This window comes from Streptomyces sp. M2CJ-2 (genome assembly GCF_016757295.1).
Taxonomy (GTDB): domain Bacteria; phylum Actinomycetota; class Actinomycetes; order Streptomycetales; family Streptomycetaceae; genus Streptomyces.
The window spans coordinates 385,627-411,862 of the sequence record NZ_JAESIF010000001.1 but is presented as its reverse complement, the minus strand read 5'-3'; the positions used below and the strand labels follow the sequence as shown (position 1 = coordinate 411,862).

The window sequence follows — 26,236 nt, the reverse complement described above, 5'->3', positions numbered from 1 at the left end:
TTGTGGGTGAGATGCAGAAGATCAGAACTGGTCGGCACTGTGTTCTCGTCATGCATGTGCATCTGGTCTTCGTGACCGGGTTCCGGCACAAGGTGTTCACTGGTGCCCGCTTGAGGCGGATGGAGGAGATCAGCGGCACCTCCTCACTGTGGTCGGGCAGTACATCGAACAGCAGGACCGGCCGGTGTGAGCACAGCCCGGCTCCGCCAGGAGAAGCGATCACGACGCTCCGCGCCGCAGACGGTGAACCGCCGTGTCCGGCTCCGCCGGACCAGATGCGGCGACGCTCCGCGTCGCGACCATCAGATTCGCTTCACCACCGGGCTGAAGCCCGATGCACTGCGAATGAATCCCGGTAGGCGGAGGTGACGGACCGCGCGACCAGGTCGTGCGACGCCCTCGCGGCGAGAAAGGGGAGGGCCGCGGCGAACTCCTGGGCGCCCAGCAATTCCGCGACGGCTTCACGGAATTGCTCCCTCGGCTCGCCGTCCGGAACCAATTCGCCGACATCGGGATCGGCCGCCAGATCCCGTACGCGGCTTCTCAGCAGATTCAGCGCCCTCGGCGAGGTGGCGGACGCGTCACCGGGTGCCGCCAGGACCGCCGTCCGGATCTCGTAAAGCGGGTCGTCGTACAGCCGGGCCCACACCGCCCGCTCCGCGTCCGACCAGGTGACTCCGGACCCGTCGGGGGACCAGGCCGGTCCCGCTCCGTCCGGCGCGTCGGTACCGTTCGCCGGCGCGACGCCGAGGGCGTCTCCCCAGGAACACGTCTCCACCACGGTGTCCGGCAACACCTTCCGGAAACCGTCCCCGATCGTGTCGAGCGCCTCCCGCTCACGCTTCGACCGAACGCCCGTTCCGTGAACGAACAGAATCGTTTTCACACTCGTTCTCGCATTCCCCCGACCCCGGCGTCGCGGCCACGAACACCGCGACGGCCGCCAACGTCAGCGCGACACGAGTGAGCATCACCCCGCATTTCGTGAATTAGGCACAGTCAGGGCGTAAATCGCCCACCCGGAAAAGCAGTCATCTTCAACTGATCAGAAACGGACAAGGCGTCAGGCGCGACGACCGCGCTCACACGTCCTGGACACGCCGGAAAGGGCGGTCCGCCTCCAGCGCGAACGCGGCCTCCAGCAGCGCCCGTTCACTGCCGGGGCGGCCGGAGAGCATGATGCCGACGGGCAACCCGTCCTCCGTCGCGCCCGGGGCGGGCACCGAGATCGACGGCGTACCGACGACATTGTTGACCGGCGTGAAAGCGACGTACGCCAGAATCCGCTCGATCAGTTCCGGGTAGGAGACGGCCGGGCTGAGATGACCGATCGGCGGCGTGGTGTGGGCGAGCACGGGGGAAAGGACGAGATCGAACCCGCGGAACGCCGCCGCGTACGCCTCCCGGGTACGTTTCAGCCGCCGCAGCATGCCCGGAGTACGCCGCCAGGACTTGACGTATTCCTCGCGCAGGCCCCTGCTGAGGCCGTCCATCCGGCGCCGGTCGAAGTCCGCGCCGAGGGTCCGGCCCGTGACGCCGAGGAGAAACGACAGCAGCCCCCAGTAGGTGAGGAAGTCCTCGGTGAAACGGGGGTCGATGGCCAACTCCACGGGCTCCACGGTGTGGCCCAGCCGTTCCAGTGTCGCCGCGGTCCCGGTGACGGCTTCCCGGGTGGTGGTGTCGGAGGGGACACCGTTCGGCGAGTCCAGCAGGAATCCGATGCGCATCCGCCGTCCCGAGGGGCCTTCGACCAGGCCCAGGGGCGGCAACTCGGGGTTGCGCCAGTACGTCTCGGCGGCGGCGAGGAACGCGGCGGTGTCGCGCACGGAACGGCTCACGATGCCGTCGGAGACTATGTCCAGAGGCAGTTGACGGCCTTGCGCATTGGCCACGACCCGGCCACGGGTCGGCTTGAGACCGACGAGCCCGCAGCAGGCGGCGGGGATCCGGATCGATCCGCCGCCGTCGTTGGCGTGGGCGATCGGTACCGCCCCGGCGGCGACGAGCGCCGCGCTGCCGCCCGAGGAACCACCCGCCGAGTAGCCCGTGTTCCACGGGTTGCGAACGGGCTCGGCGCCCTCGTACTCGGTGGTCGGGCTGAACCCGAACTCGGGCAGCCGGGTCTTGCCCAGCACCGTGACGCCGGTGCTCAGGAACTGCCGGACGAACGGCGCGTGCCGCCGCGCGGCCGCCGGAGTGAAAGCGGCGCTGCCGTGGCCGGTGGGCAGCCCCCGGTAGTCGGTGTTGTCCTTGACGAATGTCGGCACCCCGGCGAAGGCGCCACCCGTCCCGCCGACGCGCGCCGGGACCTCGGCGTGCGTCTGGACCGCGTTGAGTCTCGCCTCGACCGACCGCACCCGCTCCGCCGCGTCCCGGGCGGCCTCGGCGGCACTCACCTCACCCCGCCGGATCGCCGCGGCAAGACCGACGGCGTCGTGTTCCCCCAGGGCGTCGTCCCGGAAGGCGTGCACCGCGCCGCGTTCCTCGAAAGTCGTCACCGCTACCTCAGCTCCCGGCCGTACGGATGGTTGCCCGGCATCATTCCGTACCGACGAGTAACACGCGAGAGGGCCACCCGTCAGCTCCGTCCGGGCGCCGACGGGTCCGCCGGTGCCGAGAACCGGTACAGGCGCAGGGCCAGCTGGATCTCCAGGGCGCGGGCCGGGCTCTGCCAGTCGTCGCCCAGGAGGTGACCGACGCGCTCCAGGCGCTGGGCCACCGTGTTCACATGCACGTGCAGGTCGTCCTTGGTACGGGCAGGGCTCATGCTGCAGGCGAAGTACGTGTCGAGGGTGCGCAGCAGTTCGGTGCCGCGCCGTTCGTCGTACGCGACGACCGGGCCGAGGGTGCGGTCGACGAAGCCCGTGATGTCCCGCTCCCCGGCCAGGAGCAGCCCCAGGAAGCCGAAGTCCTCGGCGGCGGCACCGTCGCCGGGGCGGCCCAGCACGCGCAGGGCGTCGAGACAGCGCCGGGCCTCCGCGTAGGCCGCCGCCACGGTGTCGGGGCGGGCGGTGAGGTGCTCGACCGGGGCGGACGCGCCGACGGTGACCGGCTCGTGCACGGCCGTTCCCAGGTGTCGGGCGGTACGACGGGCCAGGTCGGTGGCGGTGTCACCGGGGGCGAGGGGCAGCAGCAGGACGGTGCCGCCGTCACGCGCGGAGGCGAGACCGTGGCGGGTCGCCGCGAGGTGCGACGCCGCGGCCCACAGGCGCCGCCGGGCGTCCTCCTCCTCGTCGGCGTCGGCGGCGGCGCCCTCCAGGCTGGCGCTGAGCACGACATGGGTGGCGTCGAGGTCGGCGTGCAGCCGGGCCGCGCGCTCGCGCAGCAGGCGCGGATCGCGGTCGCGGGCGTCGAGCAGGTGGTCGAGCAGTTCGCCGCGGACGCGTTGCTCCGCCTCGGCGGCGGAGCGGCGGGCGAGCAGCAGGAGCGAGGTGACCATGGCGGCGCGTTCCAGAGTGCGCTGGTCGACGGGGTCCAGGACGGGGTGGCCGCGCAGCACGAGGGCGCCGAGGAGCTCGTCGCCCGCGGCCACGGCGGCGACCCAGTCGCGGCCGTGCCGTACCGCGTGTCCCTCCGCGCGGGACGCCTCGAGGGCCTGGGCCGGTGCGGCGGCGGCCTCGGTGAACTCGACGGTGCCGTCCAGGACCTGGGAGACGGCGGCGGCCACGTCATGGACCCCGCCGCCGCGCAGGACGAGTTCGGCGAGCCGGTCGTGGACGTCGGAGGCGCGTTCGATGACCCCGCTGCGGTCCTGGATGATCTCGTTGGCGCGCTCCAGGTCGGCGAGGGCCGAGCGGGTCTCGGCGAGCAGGTTCGCGGTGTCGATGGCCGCCGCGGCGAGCGCGGCGAAGGAGCCGACCAGGGCGACCTGTTCCCGCTCGAAGACCCGGACCCGCCGGTCCGCGGCGAACAGCACGCCGATGACGGTGTGCCCCAGCATGAGGGGCACCCCGAGGATGGCCACCAGTCCCTCGTCCCGCACGCCGGTGTCGATGGAGAGGGTGTGCTCGAAGCGGTCGTCGTGGAAGTAGTCGTCGGTCACATAGGGGCGGGCGGTCTGGGCGACCAGGCCGCCCAGACCCTCGCCCATGCCGAGGCGCAACTGCTGGAAGCGGGCCGCGACCGAGCCCTCGGTGACCCGCATGTAGGTGTCGCCCCGGGCCGGGTCGTTCAGGCTGAGGTAGGCGACGTCGGTGCCGAGCAGCGAGCGGGCGCGCTGCACGATCGCCTGGAGCACGGCGTCCAGGTCGCGCAGTCCGGCCAGGTCGTGCGCGGTCTCGAAGAGCGCGGACAGCTCGGCCTCCCTGCGCCGCCGCCCCTCCAGGTCGGAGCGGACGCGCAGGGCGAGCCGCCTGGCCTGTTCGAAGGCGGCGATCCGCTCGGCGGGCAGTCCCTCCGCGCGGGCCAGGAGCACCGGCTGGTCGTAGGCCTCGGCGGACGCGCCCCGGGCCAGGAGCTCCAGGAACGGCGTCTCGGCACTGCCGTACGCAAAACGGTCGTCAGGAAGGGCCCGGCCCGGCACTGTCGGACCGGGGACCGGGGGCTCGGTGGACTGCACGTGATCGCGGGACATTGCCTCAGGATTCCTCATCCCGCGGCGACCCCGTCAGAGCTGTGGACAACTCGGCCGGTGGGGCCGGACGGCGGCTCGGTGCGCGGTCCGGCCACCGTCCGGTAGCAGCGAGGTGCCGGTCACGAAGGACGCCTGCGGAGCGCACGGATGCGCCACCGCCTCGGCGCTCTCCTCCGGTTCGACCAGCCGTGTGACCTCGCTGTCCCGTGGCATGACCGCGTCCTGGGCAGCGCCCCTCCCCCGCCCCGTGGGGTGACGCCCCACAGTTCAGCCGGAGCCAGTGGAGTCGAACCATGTGGGTGCATCGGACATGGCTTGCTTGATCCGGAAGCGCCCGAACTCGTCGAGATCCGGCAGCGCGTCCACGGCGAACCAGCCGACGTCCAGCGACTCGTCGTCGTTGACCCGGGCCTCACCGCCGACGGCCCGGCAGCGGAACGTGATGTCCATGTACTGGCAGATGTCGCCGTTGTCGTAGGTCACCGGGCTCAGCGCCTGAACCAGGACGACCCGCTCGACGGCGCAGTGCACCGCGGTCTCCTCCTCGACCTCGCGCACGGCACAGGCCGCGGGCTGCTCCCCCGGGTCGGGGATGCCGCCGATCACCGACCACTTACGGGTGTCGGACCGGCGGTTCAGCAGCACTCTGCCCTCGTCGTCGAAGACGAGGGCGGTGACCCCGGGAAGCCAGAGCAACTGGTGGCCGGCGGAGGCACGCAGGGTGCTGATGAAGTCAGGGGTAGCCATGCTGTGACCTTAACGGGCAGGCCGGGCCGCTCCGCGGCGTTTCAGGGCGTGGGTGCCTGCCGTACGACTACGCGTCACCGGCGCGCCGCCCGCGCACACCGGCGGCGACGGCCCACCCCAGGCCGCCCGCGGCGACCAGGACGAGAGCGGTCTCCGGGAGGACGCCGAGGCGGGTGGCGGGGGTCTGCGAGGAGCGCAGCGGCACCTCCTGCACCAGGGAGTCGGCGACGAACATGCCGGTCTTCCGGCTGACCGTCCCGTCCGGCATGATGATCGCGCTCACCCCGCTGGTCACCGGGACGGTGACGGTGCGGCTGTGCTCGACGGCGCGGACCCGGGACATGGCGAGCTGCTGGTAGGTCATCTCGCTGCGGCCGAAGGTCGCGTTGTTGCTGGGTACGGAGATCAGCTGGGCGCCGTCCTTGACGGTGTCGCGCACCGCCCAGTCGAAGGCCGCCTCGTAGCAGGTGACGAGGCCGACCCCGGTTCCGGCCATGGTGAACACGCCGGGTTCGGTGCCCCGGCTGAAGTCCTGACGGACCATCGACGTCCAGTCGTCGTTGATCGCCCCGACCAGGGGGCGCAGCGGGAGGTACTCGCCGAACGGCTGGATCTGCCGCTTGTCGTAGGTGTCGACGGGGCCCTCCACCGGGTCCCAGAGGACCTGCTCGTTGAGCAGCCTGCCGTCCTTGCCGACCACGGCGCCGACCGAGACGGGCGCGCCGATCGCCTTGGCGGCCCGGTCGATCACGGCGTACGCGTCGGCGTTGGCGAAGGGGTCGATGTCGGAGGAGTTCTCCGGCCACAGCACGATGTCGGGCCGCTCCACCCGGCCCGCGTCGACCTCCGCGGCCAGGCGTTCCGTCTCACGCGCGTGGTGGTCGAGAACGGCCCGCCGCTGCGAGTTGAAGTCGAGCCCCAGCCGCGGCACATTGCCCTGGACGACCGCGACGGTCGCCGTACCGGTCTCGGCCGTGTCGCTCACCAGCGGCCGGGCGGCCACCGCGGCCACGGCCGGCACCGCCACGCTCAGCGCGCCGACGGCCGCCGCGACGCGCCGCACGGTCCCGGTACGGCGGGCGTCCACCGTCACCCGCACGATCTCGTACAGGCCGAATCCGCACAGCACGACCGCGAAGCCGAGCACCGGGGTCCCGCCCAGCGCGGCGAGCGGCAGGAAGGCACCGTCCGCCTGCCCGAACGCGATCTTGCCCCAGGGGAACCCGTGGAACGGCACACGCGCACGTGCCGCCTCACCGGCGATCCACAGCGCGGCGGCCCACACCGGCCACCCGGGCAGCTTCGACACCGCGGCGACGCCCGCGCCGACCAGCGCGACGAAGAGCGCCTCGATCACGGCGAGGGCGATCCACGGGCCGGGCCCGACCTCCACACCGGTCCAGACCAGGAGCGGCAGGAGGAAGCCCAGCCCGAAGAGCTGGCCGAGGCCGAGGCCGGCCTTCCAGCCGCGCCCGCGCAGCACCCAGCCGAAAACGGCGAAGGCGGGCAGCGCCAGCCACCACAAGGTGCGCGGCGGGAAGCTGACGTAGAGGAGCAGCCCGGAGAGTGCTGCCGCTGCGGCCGGAACGAGGCGCGCGAGCCGCCCGGACCACGCCCTGGGCGCGGTCTGCGGCGGCATCGGGGCCGACTCGCCGACGGAGGTTGCGGTGACGGTCACTCGGAGAGTCTACGGCGCGTGACCTGGCCGCCGACCGCACGAGCGCCCGGCCGCGGGGATCGCGGTGGCCGCTCTCCCCGGCAGGTCAGTGGACCGGGCCCGGCCGGTGCGGGTGCAGGCGGTCGCGGATGACGCGTACCGCTGCCTCCGCGTCGTCCACGGTGATCGTGAAGGTGTGTCCGTCCCACAGGCTCAGGACGAGGCCCTCACCACAGCGTACGACGACCGCCGTGCCCTTCTCGGGCCGCCAGCGGTAGCCCCAGCCGCCCCAGTGCCGCGGGGTGACGTGCGGTACGAACTCGGCTCCGGCGACGTACGACAGCGGGATGCGGCGGCGCGGCACGCCCATGTGACCGCAGCGCACCTCGAGGTGGTCCTCGTCGACACGCAGCGCGACGTGCACGAAGGCGAGCGTGCCGAACAGGACCAGCAGCCCGGCGGCGATGCACCCGACGACGGCCATGGCCAACGGCGCGACGCCGGTCGTCCATGTCGAGTCGACGGCCAGCACGATGCCGAGCGTCATGCAGGCGGCACCGATGAGTGCCAGGAGCCACTGCACGCGGTTGGTCGCGCGGCCGGTCCAGACATGGGGGTACGGGGGGTGGTCACTGCGGGGGTGGTCCCTCATGCGCTCGAGGCTACTTCGGTTTCGCCGCGCGGGTACGGGGTCGCACGGCGTCACTGCGCCGACCGGGCGTGGACCGTTCCCTCGACGGTCTCACCCGGCGGGGGTGACCTCCTGCAGCAGCCGGCCTTCCGCGTAGGTGAGGGCGGCCGGCGGAAGCGTGCCCTCGCGGCCGCTCAGCAGCACCGTGAGGGTGCCGGTCGCCGGGGCCTCGGGGGCGGGCCGTTCACCGATACGGCGCAGGGCCTGGGCGGCGACCGCTCCGGCGGAGCCGTGCAGGACCAGTGGCGGCCGGCCGGGGCGCCGCACGGCGGCCCGGATGCGTTCGGCGACCAGTTCGTAATGGGTGCAGCCCAGGACGACGGTCGTCACATCCTCCGGGGTGAGTTCGGCGGCGGCGGCGACGGCCGCGTCGATCGCGTCCTCGTCCGCGCGCTCCACGGCCTCCGCGAGACCCCAGCAGGGCACCTCGGTGACGGTCGCGCCGTCGGCGAAGTCCCGGATCAGATTCCGCTGGTACGGGCTGCCGGTCGTCGCCGGGGTGGCCCAGATGGCGAGCGGCCCGCCGCCGGCGGCCGCCGGTTTGATCGCCGGAACGGTGCCGATGACGGGCAGGACCGGTTCGAGGCGGGCGCGCAGGGCGGTGAGGGCGTGCACGGTGGCGGTGTTGCAGCCGACGATCAGGGCGTCGGGCCGCCGTGCGGCGGCAGCCTCGGCGACGGCCAGGGCGCGGGCGGTGAGGTCCTGGGGGGTCCTGGGGCCCCAGGGCATGCCGTCGGGGTCGAGGGAGAGGACGAGATCGGCGTCGGGGCGCAGGCGCCGTACCGCTGCGGTGGCCGCCAGCAGGCCGATTCCGGAGTCCATGAGCGCGATCTTCACCCGGCCACGATAGACGATGAGCCGCTTCCGTCCGCTTCCGTGGGGCAGACTGCGCACGTGAGCGCCGTAGTGTGGACCGCCGCCGTGTCCCTCGCCGCCTGGCTGTGGCTGCTGCTCTTCCAGGGGTTCTTCTGGCGTACGGATGTCCGGCTGCCGTCCCGGCGGGAGCCCGAGGCGTGGCCGTCGGTGTGCGTGGTCGTCCCCGCGCGCGACGAGGCGGCGGTGCTGCCCGCGAGCCTGCCGTCGCTGCTCGCCCAGGACTACCCCGGGCGGGCGGAGGTCTTCCTGGTCGACGACGGAAGTACGGACGGCACCGGGGAACTCGCGCGTGAGCTGGCGGGCCGGGCCGGGGGCCTGCCGCTGACCGTGGGCTCGCCCGGCGAGCCGCCGGCCGGCTGGACCGGCAAGCTCTGGGCGGTGCGGCACGGCATCGAGTTGGCACGCGCGCGTGCGCCCGAGTATCTGCTGCTGACGGACGCCGACATCGCGCACGCGCCCGACAGCCTGCGCCGACTGGTCGCGGCGGCTCGTACCGGGGGGTTCGACCTCGTCTCGCAGATGGCGCGGCTGCGCGTGGAGAGCGTCTGGGAGCGGTTGGTCGTACCGGCGTTCGTGTACTTCTTCGCGCAGTTGTATCCGTTCCGCCGGATCGGGCGGAAGGGGACACGGACGGCCGCGGCGGCCGGAGGCTGTGTACTGCTGCGCGCCGGGGCGGCCGAGCGGGCGCGGATCCCCGACGCCATCCGGCAGGCCGTCATCGACGACGTGGCCCTCGCGCGGGCGGTCAAGGCCGGCGGCGGACGGGTCTGGCTCGGGCTGGCGGACCGGGTGGACAGCGTGCGCCCGTATCCGCGGCTGGACGACCTGTGGCGCATGGTGTCGCGCAGCGCGTACGCGCAACTGCGGCACAGCCCGGTGCTGCTGGCCGTGACGGTCGTGGGGCTGGCGCTGGTGTACCTGGTGCCGCCGGTGGCCGTCGTCGCGGGACTGGTGGCCGGGGACCGGGGTGCCGTGGCCGTCGGTGCGGCGGCCTGGCTGGTGATGGCGGGAACGTACCTCCCGATGCTCCGCTACTACCGGCAACCGCTGTGGCTCGCTCCCCTGTTGCCGTTCACCGCGTTCCTGTACCTCCTGATGACGGTCGATTCGGCGGTGCGGCACCACCGCGGGCGGGGTGCGGCCTGGAAGGGCCGCACCTACCCGCGTCCGGGCGCGCTGCCCGACGAGGGCTGAGCCGGCCGGCCGGCGAGGGTCACTTGCGGCCCGGGGTCCAGTTCATGCCCCACCCGTAGGCGTGGTCGACGGTGCGCTGGGGGCTCACTCCCTGCTCGGGCACCAGATAGCGGGCCTCGCGCTGGACGACGAGGTCGCCACCGGTGTGGGTGATGAGGGCGAGGGCGCAGACCGTGGAGGGGACGGTGCACTCGTCGAGCGAGAAGTCGACCGGGGCGCCGTGCTGCGGCTGGAGGGTGACCGTGGCGTGCAGGTCGGCGAAGGAGCGGGCGCCCTCGTAGATGGTGACGAAGACGAGGATGCGCCGGAAGTACCGCTGGTGGTCGAGGTTGACGGTGAGGTTCTCGCCGGACGCGACGGCACCGGTGCGGTCGTCGCCATCCAGGTGGATGAACGGGGGCCGCTGCAGGGACCCGAAGGCGTTGCCCAGGGCCTGGACGACTCCCTTGCTGCCGTCGGTGAGTTCGTACAGGGCGCACAGGTCGAGGTCGAGGTCGGAGTGCGTGGCGACCGGGCGGCCCAGCTTGCCCATCCAGCCGGAGAACTGTTTGCGCACCTGCCAGTTGAGGTTCACCCGGAGGGCGCCCGAGGTTCCGCCCTGCTTGGTCAGTGAGACGGCCGGGGCCTCCTTGGTGAGCGTCACCTTGGTGAGCCGGACCGGCGACGGCGACGCGGCGGGCGTGGGCGGGGCGAGGGGCCGGGCGGCGGGAGCCGGAGGGGGCGTGGCGGCCGGGGCCGGGCCGGCGGGGGCGGCGTGCTGCGGCTCGTCCACGGTGATGCCGTAGTCGGTGGCCAGGCCCTCGAGCCCGCTGCTGTAGCCCTGCCCCACCGCGCGGAACTTCCAGGCTCCCTGACGGCGGTAGAACTCGCCGAGCACGAAGGCGCTCTCGCTGGTCGCGCCCATGCTGTCGAACCGGGCCGCGACGGTGCCCTGCGCTGCGTCCCTGACCTCGATGTACAGGTCGGGGATCCGGCCGAAGGTGCCACCGTCCGAGGAGGCCGCGAGGATCACGGTCTCGACCCCGGGCTCCACCCGCGTGAGGTCGACGAGAAGCGTGTCGGTCACCTGCCCGCCGGCGTTCCGCTTGCCCTCGTGCCGGACGGCTCCGGAGGAATGGGTGGGTTGGTTGTAGAAGACGAAGTCGCTGTCGGAGCGGACCTTGCCGCCGACCAGCAGCAGCGCGGAGGCGTCCGCGTCGGGGACGCCGGGGCCCGAGCGCCACCCCAGTTCCACCCTGAGTGCCGCGGTCGGCACCGGTGTGTTCGATCCCTTCGACATCGACATGTCCGCCCCCATCACGTGTCACCTCGCCAGGTCACACCCGGCGTCCGTCGGATCTCGTCCGCCCAACCTAGTGCCCGCGCGCGGGAAGTCCCACGGGCATGCGCGGAGAAGCGACGACCAGCCGGTAACCCGCCCGGAACTCGGCTTTTACCGGAAAGCCATCCGAAGTAACAGCCACTTCCTCCAAGTTCGCCCGTTTTAGTGATCCCTGGTCGCTGAGGACACGGAAAACAACCCTCTTATCGGTCTCCCCAACCAGCACATCGTGGGCTTAACTTATGGCCATGACCTCCCCCCGCTCCACTTATGGCGGCGGCTACTACTCCGCCTCCTTCCCGGACACCCCGATCTACGACTCGCTCGTGGCCGAGCGGGGCACCCCGCAGATCGCCCCGATCCGGGTTCCCTCCGCCTACGACGCGCCGGGCAGCCATCTCCCGGCGCTTCCCTCGGCGTTGCCCGCCCTCCCGGCGGCCCCCTCCCAGCCCGCCTACGGTTACCCGCAGGCGCAGCAGCCGGCCCCGCTCCAGCAGGCGCACGCGCCGTACGTCCCGCAGCAGGCCGCCGCGTACATCCCGCAGCAGGCGACCGCGCCGCGCGGCTACCCCCAGCCCCAGCCGCCGCGTCCGGCGGCTCCCGGCTCGGGCTACGAGGCGATGCGCCCCGCGACCCCGCGGCCGGCGCCCGCCCCGTACCAGGACCCGTACAACAACCAGCAGTACCGCGGCTACTGAGCCGTCCCGGGGCGCCGATCCCCGGGTACGGAGCCGTTCCGCGGACCGCCCGGCCCCATGGAGTCGCCGTCGCAGGACGGCACGACGACTCCATGGGGAACGCGCTGCTGCGCTCGATTCACGCACATCCGGTCAAGGCTTCCGGAGCCTGCCCCTCCAGGAGGTCTCCGTGGAGCCCTGGGGACCGACCGGAGACCGGCCCTGGATGCTGGTCGACGACAGGGGGAGAGTCGTCACCCGACGCAGGCGCTCACGCCTCGCCCCGGCCGCCGCCGACCTCCTGCTCGGCGGCGGTCCCCGGCTGTCCGCCTCCGGAGCGGATCCCGTCACACCGCCTGCCCCCCCCTTTGAGTTTGGGCCGCTGCTCGCGCAGGCCGGGATGACCGCCTTTCACGACAGCGACGCAGTGGGCGCCTTGCTCACACGGCCAAAGGCCGTTCGCGTGCCGGGTGCGGGCCGCTTCCGCGGCGCCGAGGGCCGTTCCGGTGCGGTCCCTCTCGGCCGACAGTCACACCGCCCTCGCCGGCTGCGGCTCAGCCGCCTCGATGGACCCGGCGCCGGTCACGTGACTCGTGCTTCGCTGCGCGAGTGCCGGCAGCCCGGTTGCGGGGCGCCCAGGGCAGAGTAGCCTGAAATTTACCGATATTACCTGATTCTGGAGGTAGGCGATGTTTCTCCGAATGCTGCGGCGCCGCATGCCGTACGGACTCGTTCTCCTCGGCAACGGCCGGCTGATCCGGGGCTTCAGCGGCGCCTTCTACGACGGCCACGGATACCACTCCTGACACCACCGTGCCCACGTCGGGCCGGGTCCGCCGCAGGGACGGTGTCAGACCGACCTTGGAGGATGTGCGGTGGCAGAGGACGTGGCAGAGGACACCGATGCCCTGGCGGCCATGGTGCGGATCCTGTCACCGCACTGCCGTGTCACCAAGATGTCCGACGGAGCGCTGATCGCGGACTGGCGGCGGACGCGTTTTCTCGGAGTGGCGACGGCGGACATCCGGAAGTTCGCTGAGGGAATCTCCGAGGAACGCGCCGAAATCGTCACCGGTCTCATCCGCGCCGGGTGTGCGACGGCCCGTCAAAGGCGGCAGTCGGACATCGCGATCGGGCTCTGGCTGCGCGGAGTGCACCTGCTGATCCGGGCCGTGGGCTTCGGGCGCACCCTTCGGCTCCTGTCCTTGGCGGCCCCGGATTACACCCGTGCGGACCCCGCCGCCGCGGAGGACGTGGAACGGCTGAAACGGGCGGTGCAATCACACGGTCACAGAAGCTGGTTCGTCAACGGCGACTGCAAGGCCGAGGCCATGACGGCTTTCGTCCTGCTGCGGCGGCGCGGCTTGAAGGCCGTACTCCACGTCGGTGTGCGTGAGCACCCGTTCGCCCTGCACGCCTGGACGTCTTCGGCAGGCCTGTGCATCCCTGACGCCGATCCGCGCGGGCACGCGTTCGCGCCGGTCCTCTCGGTCGGCGGCGGAGGGCAGTGACGTGGAAGCACTCCGCCTCGAGTGGGACGGGGGCGCCCCGAAGCTCTGGGCGTCCGAAGCCATGGCGCGGCAGGGGCTCGTGACGACGGTTTCCTCACGGACCGGGACCGCGGTGGTCGTCGGCTGGATCGGCTCCGTCCGTGGGCGCGTGGCGGGAGCGCGCGGCCTCCTCGACGACTGGAGCCGGCCGCAAGCGGCACCGCCGCCTCTGCCTACCGGCGACTATGCGGCCGTCCTGGTGTACCGCGACCGCGTCCTGCTGATGCGGGACGAGCAGGCACGCATCCCCCTGTTCTTCAGGGAGTCCGGTGGCCGTGTCACCGCGGTGAGCACCTCGGCGTGCCACCTGGGCGGCGGAGCAGAGCTGGAACGGCGCTACTTCTGCCGATACCTGACCGGGAACATGGCGCAACCCCACTCGGAACTCACCCCCTTCGCCGGGGTGCACCGCATCCTCGGCGGCGAGGTGGTGGAACTTTCACTCACGGGGCAGATGCGCGGCCGGGTGCCGCGACACGTCCGTCAGACCCATGACCCGTCGGTGCGGGCAACGGACGGACCCGGTCTCGGCGGGGCCGCGAAGGACCTGCGTCTCGCCTTGGAGAACGCTGTCGGGCGCCGTGTGGGCAGGACGACGGCATGCCATGTTTCCGGCGGCACCGACTCCACCAGCGTCGCGCTGCTCGCGGCACGTCTGCTGGCCGCGGAACAAGGCGACCCCGGGGACCTCGTCCTGCTCGCCGGGCGCTTCGAAAGGGGAGAACTCGCCGCCGAACGGCCTTATGTGGACCAGGCGATGGCGGAGATCCGTCGGCACGCGCCCGCAGCCCGCCCGGTGGTCCTCGATGCCGACGACGTGGCCGACTTCGACGACTTCCAGCACCACGCGGGAGACCCGGACGAGCCTCATGCGCACGCCTTCCGCGCCCCGTTCTGGAGCAGGCTCCATGCCGCTGCGGCGGATCTGGGCTGCGACACCCTCCTGACCGGCTGCGGGGCCGATCCGATCGTGGACGCCAACCCGTTTCACCTGCACAGGCTGGCCCGCACGGGACAGCTCCGGCGGATGACGAGGCAGGCCCGTGACTGGGCCGCGGGCAGCGAGCGGGGCCTGTGGGACATCGTCTCCGCCTACGTGGTGCAGCCGGCTCTTCCGCTGGCCGCCGAACGGGTCACGGCGCTCGTCCGCCGCCGCGGAACGGTGCTCGGCGGCCTCGGCGGCTTCGCCCGCCCCCGATGGCTGCGCTCCGGATTCGCGCGGGCTCACGGCTACCGTGCGGCCGGCATCGCGGAGAGCCGCTTCGTGTTCGGGCGCAAGCCCGAACAGTCCCTCTACGAGGCCGCCAACTACCTGGCCGCTCCCGACCCGCTGTCCTGGCGCCGCGCACGGCAGGACGGGTTCTTCCTCTCGCACCCCTTCCTCGACCCGGAGGTCATCGCCACGATGCGCCGCCTCCCCGCCGAGGCCGCGTTCCAGCCGGGCCGTCCGAAGGCGGTACTGCGCGAGGCGATGGCGGATCTGCTTCCGCCCCGGGTCGGCGGCCGGGTCGACAAGGTCCCCTTCAACCAGCTCTACGCCCGCGGCCTGCGGACACACGGCGACGAACTCATCGACCTCTGCCGCTCCGCGAGGCATCCGCTGGTCACGGAGATGTTCGACGTCGAGACGCTGTGCCGGGCGGTGCGGGAGGCGCAGTTCGGCATGGGGGACTCCTATTCCTGGGACCGAGTGAACAGTTCCCTCGCCCTCGTGGCGTGGCTGGAGCGACTGGACCGGCGCTCCCGCGTGCGCCGTGCGGCCATGCCGGTCATCCCTTCTTCTTGATGTCCCAGAGCGTCCGTTTGATCGGACCCGTTTCGGCGGTGACCAAGCCGTACCGGTTCACCATCTCGTGCCTTTCCGCTATGGACGGGATGCGGTTTTCCTCACCGCTTCGCGTGATGGATGCCAAAAGGATTGCGCCATGCGCGCCGAACTGCCAATAGACAGCGGCATAGCGGGGGTCCATCGTGTGCCGGTCGATCGCATTGTTTTCGTACACCCGGCCGCGGTAGGCGACGGAGTCGACATTCTTGTCCTCCTTGACCCACTTGGGCACCTTGCCGCCACCCCAGGAATACCCCTTCAGTAGGACCTGGTCCATACCTAGCCGGTCCTTGCGTGCCAATTGCGCGGAGGCGTAGAGCGCCAACTGGTCGTACGGCGTGTCGATGGGAAGTTGCACAACCGTTTGGGTGACGAACGCGTCGTTTGCCTCGATCCAGTTCCCGAAAGGCATCCATGGCTGCGCCGACACCAACTGGCCGGGCTGGTAGACCTCCTTTCGGGAGAGCGGGTGTTGCACCTGGAAGTCACGGAACGTCTTGGCGTCTGCACGCCACTGCTCGCGGGGCCGGTCCGTCCGGCTGAGCGACACCCGTTCGCCCATGGCGTGGAATTCGGTGCCGAGCACGTAGAAGCCCATATCACTGCGGTTCTCGATCTTGATGTCGACCGGTACGACGAACTTCTTACGGTCCTTGCTCAGCACAGGCTCTCCCACGGTGACGCTGACGAGGGGCCTGGCACCGTGCTGGGACGGCTGGTAGAGGTGCTGGTAGCCGAAATTGGCCACCGCGAGAGCCGAAGAGATGATCACTGCCGCGGCCACCCGTTTCGGAGAGGGGATCACGACCGATGTCCGCCACACCGTGATAACGGCCCATGCGGAACCCGCCGTGAGCAGGCTGAACAGCACCCGGTAAAACGTGGAATCGCCGTCCCTGAAGGTCTCGAGCAGGAGCATGGCGTTGGTCAACGACGCCGCGACCGTGCCGATCAGCGCGACCACCCCGGAATAGGGGAAGATGTTCCGGCCCCAGTGGTCCACGACCGCGGCAGCGCCCAGCAACGAGAGTCCCGCGACCAGAATGAGGATGGCACCGGTGATGCGCCCCGGGTAGGTCAGGGCCCCGCTGAGGTCTTCGAGGCCCCACCACCCCAGCAGCAGCGCCGTCGGGAGGAGGACCAGCAGGATCAACACCATGGCGGCCGGTGACTTCCTGGTGCTCGTCGTGATCAGCAGCGCCCGCAGGCGCGAGCCGACACCGGCCCCGGGAGGAGTCCTCACGGGATCACCTCCTGACGCCGCAGGCCGTCCACCGGGCACTGACGGTGCCCGCGACCGGAACACACACTCGAACCGACCGCGAAGAGTCCCGCCGGCAGGCACCGGCCTACGCCAACTGGAGCCACAGAGTTCTCCTTCGACTTCGACCGTCACTGGGGCACTGCACGGGTGAAGCGCCGTCCGGCGAGCCCCTGCCGGCTTCCCGCGGCACGCACCTCGCGGTGGCGTCGCGGAGCATCCGGTGCCCGCAGCGGACCAGGAGACCTGGTGCTGTGCCGGTACTCGAGCACCATCGTCCGTGTCGATCATTCGGATCACCATCCGGACGCCTCCAGAAGGCCTAGCAAAAGGCCGCGGAAGCGGCCGGCCTGTCGCCGACCCGGGTGTACCAGCCGACCAAGGACACCGCGGCGAAGGGTGATGTCCCTCTCTCTTCCACGGAACCTCGCACGAACCGCTCCGCCGGGAGCTATCACGGAAGTGGGCATCTCGGAGGTGGGAAGGCGGTGCGGCCGGTGCGGGCGATCAGCGGACTGTGGCGCTGGCGGCACAACCCGCTGTGCCGCTCGACCGATCTGGCCGAGGGCTGGGTGGGGCTCGTGGCGCTGTTACTCGTCGTCCTCGCCGCTCCGGTCGCCGGGGTTCTGGTCGGGGGCGCCACCGAGGACGTCCTGCAGCGTGCCGTGCGCGAGCAGCACGAGAACCGGTATCAGGTGCGGGCCACGGTGATACGCGAGTTGGACCCCTCCCCGCTGAACGTCGACCCGGAGGGCTCCGTCGGCGGGGATCCGCGCGCCCGGGTCCTCGCCCACTGGACCGCCTCCGACGGCACCGAGCGCAGCGGCCCGGTGTCGACGCACCTGAAGGACCCGCGGCCGGACGACCACTTTCCCCTGTGGACCGACGCCGAGGGCCGCCCCACAGCACGGCCGATGGACACGGCGACGGCCGCGACGCACGCCGTGCTCGCCGGCTTCGGCGTGACCCTGCTGACGGCTGTTCTGATCGAGTGCGTCAGACGACTGATCGTCCGGCGCATGGTCCACCACCGGTACGTCCGCCTGGACCGGGCCTGGGAGAGGGCGGGCCCCGACTGGGGCAGGACCGGCACCGGAAGCTGACGGCCTGGTGCCTCTGGTCAATGCGACAGCCGTGCGCACGCTACGGTGGTCCGGCCGGAGCATTCGACGGCGAACCCGCGTACGACAAGGTGGGGGCACAGCTACGCCATGGCACAGGGCACGGTCCAGGTGACGCACACCGGCACATCGCGATGGCGGCGTCGCACAGGTGAGTACGCGTCGCTCGCCGCCGCCCTGGAGGCCGCGGCCGAGGGCGACATCCTCACCGTCGCTCCCGGGACCTACCGGGAGAACCTCGTCGTGGAGCGGGCGGTGACCCTGCGCGGGCCCGACGGCTCGCCCGGCTCGGTGCGCATCGCCCCCGTGGACGGGGTCCCGCTGACCGTACGCGCGTCCGCGACGGTCCAGGACCTGCATGTGGAGGGGCAGGACTCCGCGGCGCCGGCCCTGCTGATAGAGGAGGGCGCCCCGGAACTGCGGGACGTACGGGTGGTCACCCGGTCGGCTGTCGGCATAGAGGTGCGCGGCGGCGCCCGGCCGACGGTCCGCCACTGCACGGTCGACAACCCGGCGGGGGTCGGCATCGCCGTACTCGACGGCGGGGGCGGGGTGTTCGAGGAGTGCGAGGTCGTCGCCGCCGGGCAGGCGGGCGTCGCGGTGCGCGGGGGCGCGCACCCCCGGCTCGAGCGCTGCCGCGTGCACCACACGGCCGGTTCGGGACTCACCGCCACCGGGGAGGACTCGGCGCTGGAGGCGGTGGGTTGCGAGGTCTACGAGGTGCGGGGCAGCGGTGTCCAGGTGACCGGCCGGGCGACCGCGCACCTCACCGACTGCGCGGTGCACCGCACCACCGGCGACGGTGTCACCCTCGACACCGACGCGGTACTGACACTGGCCGACTGCCGTATCCACGACATCCCGGAGAACGCGGTCGATCTGCGTTCCCGCTCCGTCCTCACCATGACCCGCACCACCGTGCGGCAGTTCGGCCGCAACGGCCTGTCGGTGTGGGACCCGGGCACCCGCGCGGACGTCAACCAGTGCGAGATCTCCGACAGCACCGGCGACTATCCGGCGGTGTGGGTGAGTGACGGCGCGACCGTCGTGCTGGACTCCTGCCGGGTGCACGACGTGCCGGACGCCCTGTTCGTCCTCGACCGCGGTTCCCGCGCGGACGTGGTCGACAGCGACCTGTCGCAGGTGCGCAACACCGCGGTGTCGGTGAGCGACGGCGCCACCGCGCAGCTCGACGACTGCCGGATCCGGGAGGCGGCCACGGGAGCCTGGTTCCGGGACCACGGCAGTGGCGGCACCCTCAGCAACTGCACCCTGGACGGCATGCAGACCGGCGTGATCGTCACCAAGGGCGCCGATCCGACCGTCGAGCGCTGCACCGTCGACTCCCCGGCCGAGGCCGGTGTCTATGTCTCGGCCGGTGGCCGCGGCAGCTTCCTGGGCTGCCGGGTCACGGGCAGCGGCGGGTACGGCTTCCATGTGATAGACGGCAGCCGGACCACGCTGCGGAAGTGCCGCACGGAGCGCTGCGCGCGCGGTGGTTACGAGTTCGCCGAGAGCGGCGGAGCGGCCGGCGCGGGCGGTCCCGTGGTGGAGGACTGCACCAGTGACGAGAGCGGCCATCTCGCGTCACCGGCGGCAGCGGAACCGGCCGTGCAGACCGTGGCCCACCCCCCCGGTCTGCTGGGCGCCGTTCCCGGGCCCCGTGCCGGGCAGGCGCCGCCCGCCCCCGCCGTCGAACCGGAGAAGGAACTGCGGCCGTCGAAGGCCGTGCTCGGTGAACTCGACGCACTGGTGGGCCTGGAGAGCGTCAAGCGGGAGGTGCGGGCCCTCACCGACATGATCGAGGTGGGGCGGCGCCGGCAGCGGGCCGGGCTGAAGGCGGCCTCCGTCAAGCGCCATCTGGTGTTCACGGGCTCCCCCGGCACCGGCAAGACCACGGTCGCCCGCCTGTACGGCGAGATCCTCGCCTCCCTCGGCGTGTTGGAGAAGGGGCATCTGGTCGAGGTCTCCCGGGTCGATCTGGTCGGCGAGCACATCGGTTCCACGGCGATCCGCACCCAGGAGGCGTTCGAGAAGGCGCGCGGCGGTGTGCTGTTCATCGACGAGGCGTACGCGCTCTCCCCCGAGGACTCCGGGCGGGACTTCGGCAAGGAGGCCATCGACACGCTGGTGAAGCTGATGGAGGACCACCGGGACGCGGTCGTGGTGATCGTCGCGGGGTACACGGCGGAGATGGAACGGTTCCTGTCCGTCAACCCAGGGGTGGCGTCCCGTTTCTCACGGACCATCACCTTCGGTGACTACGGGTCCGAGGAGCTGCTGCGCATCGTGGAACAGCAGGCCGAGGAGCACGAGTACCGGCTGGCGGAGGGTGCCTCGGAGGGGCTGTTGAAGTACTTCACGGAGCTCCCCAAGGGTCCCGCGTTCGGCAACGGCCGCACCGCGCGGCAGACCTTCGAGGCGATGGTGGAGCGGCACGCGAGCCGGGTCGCCCAGCTGCCGGAGCCGAGTACGGACGACTTGACCCTGCTCTACGCCGACGACCTGCCCGAGCTGCCCTGATCCCGCCGCCACGCGCCGTGCGGCACGGACCTCACGGGATGGGCGCGCCGGAGCCGCTGCGGACGCCGCCGTCGGGTTCTCCCGGGTGCCGCGGTGCCGGAACCTCCGGCCGCAGCCGGGCCAGCAGCCGTCGGCGTTCCTCGGCGAAGGCCGGGTCCGCCTGGTAGTCGGAGTGTCCGAGGATCGGCGCGGGCAGCGGGTGGGCCTCGGTACGGCCGTACGCCAGGGGGTCCCCCAGCGGAGGACGGTCCACCCCGGGGCCGCGGTCGCCGGGCAGCCGCACCGGGCCGCCGATGGGGTCGGTGAGCCGGTGGAGGTTGCGCCAGCAGTCGACCTCCTGGTGCAGGGCGCCGAGCGCGGCGGGCCCGAAGTGGGCCGGGAACCAGCGGCCGTAGAGCCGTTCCAGCGGGGACCCGTAGGTGAGCAGCGCGACGCGGTTGCGGGTGGCTGGTGTGAGCTGCCAGGCCGCGGCGGCGGCGAGGACGCTTCCCTGGGAGTGTCCGGAGAGCACCAGCCGTCCGCCGGTGGACCGCGTCCAGGTCTCGATCCGCCAGGTCAGGTCCGGCACCGCCCGTTCGGCGTAGCAGGGTGGTGCGAAGGGGTGGGCGGCGCGCGGCCAGAAGGTGCCGACATCCCACAGGATGCCGATCGTGCGCCGCGCGGAGGCGTCCTTGTAGGCGCGGCGGCCCCAGGTGACGAACAGGAGGAAGCCGAGCCCGATCAGCCAGGAGCCCAGTGCCTGCGCCGTCTCGGCGGCGCCGTGCACCACGGCGTAGGTGCCTTGTGCGGCCTGGCCGGGCGTCCGGTCGGTGGTCAGGGCACCGACGAGGGCGCCCGCGCCCAGCAGCAGGGTCGCGGCGGAGGTGACGGCGACGATGCGGGGCGCCCGGTCGGTGAGGGCGGCCACGGCGCGGGCGTAGGCGATCCGCCGGGTACGGGCGGGGTCGCCGGCCTCGTCCGGGAACTCGTGCGCCACGGTGGCGCGCTCGTCGCGGGCGATGCGCCAGGCCCGCCGGGCCAGCCAGCCGCAGAGCCCCAGCAGCAGGACGAGCAGGGGCGGGATCACGGACGCCTGCCAGGTGAGCACCACCGGTGGCCCGGGAATCGACGCCCCGGTGCCGTCCAGCCAGTCGGAGACCCGCTGGGCCACGCCGCCGGACATCACGCCGCCCAGTGCGCAGGCCAGCATCGCGACCGCGGGTCCGGCCAGTCCCCGCATGGCGGCACGCCGGTCGGGGGCGCTCCGGTACAGGGCGTGGGCGACTGCGGCGAGCACGATCACGAGGAGGCCCTGGGCGAGAGTGATGGCGCCGAAGGTCGCATCGCCGGACAACCGGCCCGCCGACTCCCAGCCGGGGCGCTGCCATCCGGCGTACACCAGGGTCAGGACGAGCAGGGCGAGTGCGGCGAGGGGCAGCAGACGCACCACGCGGGTGTCGAGTTCGCCGTCCAGCCGGCGGTCGGTGCGGCCGCGGCGGCAGACCACCCACACCACGACGGCCGCGCAGGCGAACAGCGCCGCTTCGAGGAGCGGACCGAGGACACCCAGCGCCGCGGGGCCGCCGGGAGCACGGTCGTGGCGGGCGGCCGCGCTGCCGACCGTGGCGGCGACGGTGAGCAGTCCGGCGGCGGTGTGCGCGGCGCGCAGCCGGGCGACCAGGCGACGGCCGTACCAGAAGCCGGGCCGGCCCAGGGCGGTGGGGCCGGCTTCCTCCTCGGGCTCCTCGGGCTCGATCTCGTGGGCCATCGGCTGCTGGGACTCGTACGCGCTCCAGGTGCGCAGGGACAGGTACCACAGCAGTCCGGTCAGGGCTGTGGGGACCAGGGCGGCGAGGGCGAGCCGGCGGCCCGGCAGGCTCCACCAGCCGCCGTCCGAGGCCTCGGGCGACAGGAAGCCGAGCCAGGAGTGCCGCGCGGCGCACGCGTGCGTGCCCGCGCACTGCCAGGCCGCAAGGTCCAGGGCGACCTCGCAGGCGGCCGCGACGAACAGCACCGTCAGGCTCAGTCCGGCCAGCCGCACCAGCAGTCCGTACAGCCGCACGAGGCGTCCGCGGCCCCGGGCCGTCGGGCGCATCCAGTGGGCGAGGTTGACCACCATGAAGGGCAGCAGCAACAGCCACAGGGCGCGGGTGCCGTTGCCGGAGGTGAGGTTGCACCAGACGTACGCCTCGGGGACCGGGCCGTCCCGGCGGTCGGTGGGCCGGCGCTCCGCGTCGGCGTCGTCGGCGCGCCGGAACACGGCGGCGATGTCGTCACCCGTGATCCGTACCGTGCGCGGATCGTTCAGCATCTCCTGCGGGGTGGTGCCGCCCACCCCGTGGACCAGGAGTTCCAGGGTTGCTCCGGCCTCCCCGGGCTGCTCGGCCGGGCCGCCCGCGCCCTCGGCCGGTCTGTGTTCCCGCGCACGCTCCACTGCTTCGCACTTCCTCCGTGACACGCCGTCGGATCCGTCCGTGCGGGCAGGATCTCCCCTGTCGGAGCGGCTCACACCTGTTCTCACGGAATCTCCCCGGTCCGGGTGAGGTCCGGGCGACCCGCGGGACGAACTCACGGGACAATAATGTCATGCACACAACGATCAGCCCGGTGCGCCGCCCTTGTACCGGCATGCGAGGATGGGACGCCGACGCACCGGTGACGGAAAGAACGTGCCAGTCGGACCGGGCGTGTGCGGCGTGTCGGACGGCTTGGCGGCGAAAGGACCGGAGCGTACGTGAGCGAGAATCAGAACCTCCTCGCGGAGCAGCGGCGCACCCTGATCCTCGACGAGGTCCGGCGCCGCGGCGGGGTCCGGGTCAACGAACTGACCCGCAAGCTCGGCGTGTCGGACATGACGGTCCGCCGTGACCTCGACGCGCTGGCCCGGCAGGGCGTCCTGGAGAAGGTGCACGGCGGCGCGGTCCCGCTGGTCGAGGCCAGCACGCACGAACCCGGTTTCGAGGCCAAGTCGGGTCTGGAGCTGAGCGCGAAGGACGACATCGCGCGGGCGGCGGCGGAACTGGTCGCCCCGGGTGCGGCGATCGCCCTCTCCGGCGGCACGACGACGTACGCGCTGGCCGGCCGGCTGCTCGAGGTGCCCGACCTCACGGTGGTCACCAACTCGGTGCGGGTGGCGGACGTCTTCCACGCGGCGCAGCGCACCTCGGGCCCCCGGCAGGGCGCGGCCACCGTCGTGCTGACCGGCGGTGTGCGCACGCCGTCGGACTCGCTGGTGGGGCCGGTGGCCGACCAGGCGATCGCGATGCTCCACTTCGATCTGCTGTTCCTGGGGGTGCACGGGATATCGGTCGAGGCCGGGCTGTCGACGCCGAACCTCGCGGAGGCCGAGACCAACCGGCGTCTGGTGCAGTCGGCGCGGCAGGTGGTCGTGGTCGCCGACCACACCAAGTGGGGCACGGTGGGCCTGAGTTCGTTCGCGTCCCTGGACCAGGTGGACACGCTGGTGACGGACTCCGGGCTGCCGGCCGAGGCCCGCATCGAGGTCTCCGAGCATCTGCGGCACCTGGTCGTGGCGGGGGAACCCGACGACCCTGCGGATCCCGCGGACGGCTGACCCCGCGTTCGGGCCGCCCGAAAGCCGTCAGTCCGGCCAGACCCCGGTGCGCAGCAGCGTCTCGATCGTCGCCGTGTACGGGGCGATCTCCAGGCCCTGGTCGGCCAGCCACGCGTCCGAGTAGTACTTGTCGAGGTAGCGGTCCCCCGGGTCGCAGAGCAGCGTCACCACGCTCCCCTGCCGCCCTTCGGCCACCATCTCCGCGACGATCTTCAGCGCGCTCCACAGCCCGGTGCCGGTGGAGCCGCCCGCCTTGCGGCCGATGACCCGTTCCAGGGCCCGTACGGCGGCGACGGCGGCCGCGTCGGGCACCTTCATCATCCGGTCGACGGCACCGGGCAGGAAGCTCGGTTCCATCCGGGGCCGGCCGATGCCCTCGATACGGGAACCGCTGTCACAGGTGACGTCCGGATCGTCGGTGGTCCAACCCTCGAAGAAGCAGGAGTTCTCCGGATCGGCGACACAGACGCGGGTGTCGTACTGCATGTAGTGGACGTAGCGCGCGAGGGTCGCCGAGGTGCCGCCGGTGCCGGCCGTGGCGACGATCCACTCGGGTACCGGGAACGGCTCCGACTCCAGCTGGCGGAAGATGGATTCGGCGATGTTGTTGTTTCCCCGCCAGTCCGTGGCCCGTTCTGCGTAGGTGAACTGGTCCATGTAGTGGCCGCCGGTCTCCGCCGCGAGGACGGACGACGCCTCGTACATCGTGCGGGGGTCGTCCACGAAGTGGCACCGACCGCCGTGGAACTCGATGAGGCGGCACTTCTCGGCGCTCGTCGTGCGTGGCATGACGGCGATGAAGGGCACGCCGATCAGCTTCGCGAAGTAGGCCTCCGACACGGCGGTCGAACCGCTGGACGCCTCGATCACCGGGCGGTCCGGACGGATCCAGCCATTGCACAGCCCGTAGAGGAAGAGGGAGCGGGCGAGTCGGTGCTTCAGGCTGCCGGTCGGATGCGTCGACTCGTCCTTGAGGTAAAGGTGGACGTTCCACCGCTCGGGCAGCGGGAAGCGCAGCAGATGGGTGTCGGCCGACCGGTTGGCGTCGGCCTGCACCCTGCGCACGGCCTCTTTCAGCCAGTCGCGGTAGCCGGGGTCGCTGCGGTCGACATCGAGGGTGACACCGCTCGGGGGCTGTTGGGGGGTATTCACGGCAGGGCTCCTTACGCTGAGCGCCGACGGCGTCCCGCGCGGCCGACGCTCCGATCATATGCATCCCGAGACCGCCCCCCACCTGCATAAACACCTCTTTGAGCGGCTCAAAGGCAACCCTGGGAGCACGTCTTGGCCCCCTGCCGGGGGCGCCAGGGGCGCGGCGGCGGGGCGCATTCGCGCGAGTGCTTCGGGCGCCGCGGGGAACGGGGGCACGTGCACTGGTGCTCGGCGGCGGGGGCGGGCAGACTGCACCGGCGGAGCAGGGTCCCGGACGGGGGCACACTGGATCTGGACATGAGCCGGCCCGCGGAACACGGTCCGGTACACCGACGCGCACAAGGGGGGCGGGTGGCATGGCCGAGCCGGAGTTCACGGCCAGGGGCGTGCGGATCGGCAGGCGGCTGCGGTCGCTCACCCGGGCCGGGCAGGTCCGGATCAGCGACGGCAGGCTCGAGTTGCTCACCAGCCGTGGAACCGAGATCGACAGCGCGCCGGTGCAGGCCGTACGCGCTTCCCGGCCCTGGTTCGCACCCGAGGACCGGGCCCTGGCCGACCTCAACGGCCATCGGTACCTGCTGACGCTGGGTGACCACGACCCGGCGCCGGGCGAGCCGGGACCGCCCGCGGCCCGCCGCTTCATCGAAGCCGTACGCCGGGCGTCGGGCCGCGGCGCCTGAGATGCCCGTGAGTTGCGTCACTTCAGGCCCTGCGTCACGCTGTTGTCACGTCACTCTGGGTTTACCGGCGATAACGCTGCGAACCAGCCCGCCGGCCACGACAGCAGGCGGCCATGCCACGCGGGCACCCTGCTGGATCCGTACTCCGTGTTCTTCCGGACGTCCGTCCGGACCTGACACCGGGGAGTCGCAGCTGTGATCACTCACCCAAGCAGACACTGCACGGTGGAGCTCCAGGCTCTGCCTTCGCGGATCGGCCAGGTCCGCAGAATCGTATCTGCGCAATTGCGCTACTGGCATATGGACATTTTGATAGACCGGGCCTCGCTCGGTGTGACGGAGTTGTTGTCCAACGTCCACCGGCACGCCCGGCCCGACAAGACCTGCACGGTCGAGCTGGAAGTGCTGCTCGACCGGCTCAAGGTCTCGGTGCGCGACCACGACCCGCGGCTGCCGGTCGTGGCGGACGCCGGTCCGCTCGCCACCTGCGGGCGGGGGCTGGCCATGGTGGCCGCGATGAGCGAGAGCTGGGGCGCGCTGCCGGACGGCGAGTCGGGCAAGGTCGTGTGGTTCACGCTGCCGACGCCGTCCGCGACTCCCGTCGCGGACTGGGACCGGTGTCCGAGGATCAACACCGTCGAGCCCGCCGCACACCTGTTCGCGGAGGCCGCACTCGTCGAGCACGCCGTCGAGGGCCACCGGCCGGAACCGGAACCCGCCCGGTCCGCCGTTGCCGGCTGACCGGGCGGTTACTCCGGGTGACGCGGCACTTCCGAGAGTCGTCCCCAGGGGTACCGGGTCGTCGTACGGCCGGCGGCACCGCGCGTGCCCC

At 72.1% G+C, this 26,236-nt stretch carries 20 protein-coding genes and 2 pseudogenes; 11 read left to right on the top strand and 11 right to left on the bottom strand.

Annotation, left to right across the window (positions count from 1 at the left end):
• Positions 1-11 precede the first annotated feature (11 nt).
• Positions 12-98: pseudogene (locus JL475_RS39715) on the top strand (IS200/IS605 family transposase); the annotation flags it as partial.
• Positions 99-313: 215 nt separating this feature from the next.
• Here the strand turns inward: JL475_RS39715 and JL475_RS02155 are convergent.
• From JL475_RS02155 to JL475_RS02125, 7 genes are all read right to left on the bottom strand, one after another.
• A complete protein-coding gene (locus tag JL475_RS02155) occupies positions 314-781 on the bottom strand; it encodes a hypothetical protein (RefSeq protein ID WP_202274425.1) in 468 nt (155 codons plus the stop codon).
• 301 nt (positions 782-1,082) lie between these two features.
• Entirely contained in the window at positions 1,083-2,498 is a 1,416-nt protein-coding gene (locus tag JL475_RS02150; protein WP_202274423.1) for an amidase, read from the bottom strand.
• A gap of 80 nt (positions 2,499-2,578) precedes the next feature.
• Positions 2,579-4,573 carry a GAF domain-containing protein gene (locus JL475_RS02145; protein ID WP_202274420.1) on the bottom strand — a complete coding sequence of 665 codons (1,995 nt, stop codon included), beginning with the start codon at positions 4,571-4,573 and terminating at the stop codon, positions 2,579-2,581.
• A gap of 267 nt (positions 4,574-4,840) precedes the next feature.
• Complete coding sequence (locus JL475_RS02140; RefSeq protein WP_202274401.1) at positions 4,841-5,320, bottom strand: NUDIX domain-containing protein; 480 nt, start codon at positions 5,318-5,320, stop codon at positions 4,841-4,843.
• Between the two features lie 67 nt (positions 5,321-5,387).
• Positions 5,388-6,998: an apolipoprotein N-acyltransferase gene (gene lnt / locus JL475_RS02135; RefSeq protein ID WP_202274398.1), complete on the bottom strand. Its 1,611-nt coding sequence runs from the start codon at positions 6,996-6,998 to the stop codon at positions 5,388-5,390.
• 85 nt (positions 6,999-7,083) lie between these two features.
• Positions 7,084-7,629, bottom strand: coding sequence for a hypothetical protein (locus tag JL475_RS02130; RefSeq protein WP_202274395.1), 546 nt, complete (start codon positions 7,627-7,629; stop codon positions 7,084-7,086).
• Positions 7,630-7,719: 90 nt separating this feature from the next.
• The gene (locus JL475_RS02125) at positions 7,720-8,505 is read right to left on the bottom strand and encodes a glutamate racemase (RefSeq protein ID WP_202274392.1); all 786 of its coding nucleotides are present in this window, start codon (positions 8,503-8,505) and stop codon (positions 7,720-7,722) included.
• Between the two features lie 39 nt (positions 8,506-8,544).
• Here JL475_RS02125 and JL475_RS02120 point away from each other — a divergent pair, with 39 nt between their 5' ends.
• A complete protein-coding gene (locus JL475_RS02120) occupies positions 8,545-9,738 on the top strand; it encodes a glycosyltransferase (RefSeq protein ID WP_202274373.1) in 1,194 nt (397 codons plus the stop codon).
• Positions 9,739-9,757: 19 nt separating this feature from the next.
• Here JL475_RS02120 and JL475_RS02115 read toward each other — a convergent pair whose 3' ends face one another.
• Positions 9,758-11,017, bottom strand: a complete 1,260-nt coding sequence (locus JL475_RS02115) for a TerD family protein (protein ID WP_202274352.1) — start codon at positions 11,015-11,017, stop codon at positions 9,758-9,760.
• A gap of 290 nt (positions 11,018-11,307) precedes the next feature.
• Between JL475_RS02115 and JL475_RS02110 the strand changes: the two genes are divergently transcribed.
• From JL475_RS02110 to JL475_RS02095, 4 genes and pseudogenes are all read left to right on the top strand, one after another.
• Complete coding sequence (locus JL475_RS02110; RefSeq protein ID WP_202274349.1) at positions 11,308-11,757, top strand: DUF6643 family protein; 450 nt, start codon at positions 11,308-11,310, stop codon at positions 11,755-11,757.
• A gap of 92 nt (positions 11,758-11,849) precedes the next feature.
• Positions 11,850-12,100, top strand: a pseudogene (locus tag JL475_RS39710) (MOSC N-terminal beta barrel domain-containing protein); the annotation flags it as partial.
• Positions 12,101-12,611: 511 nt separating this feature from the next.
• Complete coding sequence (locus JL475_RS02100; RefSeq protein ID WP_202274332.1) at positions 12,612-13,247, top strand: lasso peptide biosynthesis B2 protein; 636 nt, start codon at positions 12,612-12,614, stop codon at positions 13,245-13,247.
• A 1-nt stretch (position 13,248) separates the two neighbouring features.
• Positions 13,249-15,072 (top strand): asparagine synthase-related protein, encoded by a 1,824-nt coding sequence (locus JL475_RS02095; protein ID WP_202274318.1) that lies wholly within the window; start codon positions 13,249-13,251, stop codon positions 15,070-15,072.
• Here the strand turns inward: JL475_RS02095 and JL475_RS02090 are convergent.
• Positions 15,056-16,357 carry a hypothetical protein gene (locus tag JL475_RS02090; RefSeq protein ID WP_202274316.1) on the bottom strand — a complete coding sequence of 434 codons (1,302 nt, stop codon included), beginning with the start codon at positions 16,355-16,357 and terminating at the stop codon, positions 15,056-15,058. The genes JL475_RS02095 and JL475_RS02090 overlap by 17 nt on opposite strands.
• A gap of 515 nt (positions 16,358-16,872) precedes the next feature.
• Here JL475_RS02090 and JL475_RS02085 point away from each other — a divergent pair.
• The gene (locus JL475_RS02085) at positions 16,873-17,478 is read left to right on the top strand and encodes a hypothetical protein (RefSeq protein ID WP_202274625.1); all 606 of its coding nucleotides are present in this window, start codon (positions 16,873-16,875) and stop codon (positions 17,476-17,478) included.
• Between the two features lie 108 nt (positions 17,479-17,586).
• Positions 17,587-20,019, top strand: a complete 2,433-nt coding sequence (locus JL475_RS02080; protein ID WP_202274314.1) for a right-handed parallel beta-helix repeat-containing protein — start codon at positions 17,587-17,589, stop codon at positions 20,017-20,019.
• 31 nt (positions 20,020-20,050) lie between these two features.
• On the opposite strand, the gene JL475_RS02075 is transcribed toward JL475_RS02080, so the two are convergent.
• Positions 20,051-22,309: a hypothetical protein gene (locus JL475_RS02075; RefSeq protein WP_237405978.1), complete on the bottom strand. Its 2,259-nt coding sequence runs from the start codon at positions 22,307-22,309 to the stop codon at positions 20,051-20,053.
• Between the two features lie 423 nt (positions 22,310-22,732).
• On the opposite strand from JL475_RS02075, the gene JL475_RS02070 reads away from it, so the two are divergent.
• Positions 22,733-23,572: a DeoR/GlpR family DNA-binding transcription regulator gene (locus JL475_RS02070; protein WP_202274310.1), complete on the top strand. Its 840-nt coding sequence runs from the start codon at positions 22,733-22,735 to the stop codon at positions 23,570-23,572.
• A gap of 27 nt (positions 23,573-23,599) precedes the next feature.
• On the opposite strand, the gene JL475_RS02065 is transcribed toward JL475_RS02070, so the two are convergent.
• On the bottom strand, positions 23,600-24,724 hold the full coding sequence (locus JL475_RS02065; RefSeq protein ID WP_202274308.1) for a PLP-dependent cysteine synthase family protein: 1,125 nt from the start codon (positions 24,722-24,724) through the stop codon (positions 23,600-23,602).
• Positions 24,725-25,080: 356 nt separating this feature from the next.
• Here JL475_RS02065 and JL475_RS02060 point away from each other — a divergent pair, with 356 nt between their 5' ends.
• Together JL475_RS02060 and JL475_RS02055 are read left to right on the top strand one after the other, a co-directional pair.
• A complete protein-coding gene (locus JL475_RS02060) occupies positions 25,081-25,404 on the top strand; it encodes a hypothetical protein (RefSeq protein ID WP_202274306.1) in 324 nt (107 codons plus the stop codon).
• Between the two features lie 195 nt (positions 25,405-25,599).
• On the top strand, positions 25,600-26,145 hold the full coding sequence (locus tag JL475_RS02055; protein WP_202274304.1) for an ATP-binding protein: 546 nt from the start codon (positions 25,600-25,602) through the stop codon (positions 26,143-26,145).
• Positions 26,146-26,236 lie beyond the last annotated feature (91 nt).